Source organism: uncultured Campylobacter sp. (assembly GCF_937949835.1).
Lineage (GTDB): Bacteria > Campylobacterota > Campylobacteria > Campylobacterales > Campylobacteraceae > Campylobacter_B.
In genome coordinates this window covers 1-1,246 of the sequence record NZ_CALEDC010000335.1, presented here as the reverse complement: position 1 = coordinate 1,246, position 1,246 = coordinate 1, and the positions used below count along the sequence as shown (strand labels likewise).

Annotated in this window: 3 protein-coding genes; all 3 read right to left on the bottom strand. The window is 38.1% G+C overall.

Annotated elements, in window-relative coordinates:
- Positions 1-156: 156 nt before the first annotated feature.
- From Q0256_RS07665 to Q0256_RS07655, 3 genes are read right to left on the bottom strand one after another with little or no spacing between them, the layout of a single operon-like run.
- Positions 157-540, bottom strand: coding sequence for a hypothetical protein (locus Q0256_RS07665; RefSeq protein ID WP_297961888.1), 384 nt, complete (start codon positions 538-540; stop codon positions 157-159).
- Positions 540-821, bottom strand: a complete 282-nt coding sequence (locus Q0256_RS07660) for a hypothetical protein (RefSeq protein WP_297961885.1) — start codon at positions 819-821, stop codon at positions 540-542. The genes Q0256_RS07665 and Q0256_RS07660 overlap by 1 nt, the downstream gene beginning before the upstream one ends.
- Positions 822-832: 11 nt before the next feature.
- Positions 833-1,123 (bottom strand): hypothetical protein, encoded by a 291-nt coding sequence (locus Q0256_RS07655; RefSeq protein WP_297961882.1) that lies wholly within the window; start codon positions 1,121-1,123, stop codon positions 833-835.
- Between the last annotated feature and the right edge of the window lie 123 nt (positions 1,124-1,246).

Here is a 1,246-nt window from a genome sequence, read left to right as displayed (position 1 = left end):
CGATCGCCTGCTCGCCTATGCGCGGCGGCGAAAATGAGCGTTTAAAGGAGTTTGCTTGCTGCTTATATGGAATAAGTTTCGTGACGACACCGAGGTAATTTACCCTAACTAGACTTTTATCCGAGCTTACTTCGCAGATTGTTCCGATGTATTGCATCAATAACTCCACATCCGGCTGTGATAGACGAAGCTTAGCTTTAGCTCCATCAAAACGTAATCTTTATCTAAAATTTCAATGCTTGCGCGATTTATCGCATCTAAGGATTTGAAATTGAACTCGCCTGAAAAATCTTTAAGACTTTGCAATACTTCTGCGGTTAAGGCATCACTTTTTTCGTAAGTCGTAGTGATTAGATTCAGACTTATGCTCAGATTATGTCTAAGTCCTTCGAAATTTGCCGCCTCTACGTCGTCATTCGTATCTTTGATAACTATAAGAGGCAAGCTTTCTTTATCGAAAACATAAACTTCAAAAATTTCTATATTGTGGTTTAATTTGCTTAAATGCTCTTTTAGGTCTTTTATTATTTTTTCTCTCATCATATCTCTTTTAGAAAAATTCTTTTTAAAACCTGACTTTCAAATGTCGTTTTATATATTTCATAAATCACGCCTAAAATTTCGATTTTATCTTTTAACTTTATATCCTCATTATTTTGGTAGGTAATAAGGGCGGTGACCTCTGTCCCTACCACCCCGTCATCAAAAATCACTTTTGAGTTTTGATTGAAATGACATTTTCTTACGCTGCCGTCTTTTAGGACTTTCATACTGATGCAAAAGTCCTGATTTATGATAGCTTTTACATCGGCTTTAACCATGGCCAAATCTATCATTTATCTTTATTGCCTTTGGTTTGCTTATTGCCGGCGGTTTTGTTCGCTTTATCAGTAGCACTAGCGTCTTTTTGATCGTCCTCGTCTTTGGCCGCGGCATCTTTGATCTGTTTGTTTGTCTGACCTCTTAGGCGTTCTTGCTCCTCTTCGCTGATAGCCTGCAAGGCTCCGATAGTTTGCATCCTTTGGATAAAATTCCTATCCGTGCCATCCGGTAAGTCTATGATGTCGCCAGCTTTTTGGTATTTGTCGCCTATTTTTGTGTTGTATAAAACTCTAAATTTCATTTTTTAGCTCCTTTAAATTTTTGTGTGTTAATCTTAGTTGGTAACGACATTGGCGTCGTTACCATTAAAATTTATGCGCTAGTTTTCGAGATAGCAAAAGACTTCTCGCGTGCGAGCTTGGCG

Coding starts and splice junctions, on each gene's coding strand:
- Q0256_RS07665 (WP_297961888.1), bottom strand. CDS start 540: ATGAGAGAAAAAATAATAAAAGACCTAAAAGAGCATTTAAGCAAATTA.
- Q0256_RS07660 (WP_297961885.1), bottom strand. CDS start 821: ATGGTTAAAGCCGATGTAAAAGCTATCATAAATCAGGACTTTTGCATC.
- Q0256_RS07655 (WP_297961882.1), bottom strand. CDS start 1,123: ATGAAATTTAGAGTTTTATACAACACAAAAATAGGCGACAAATACCAA.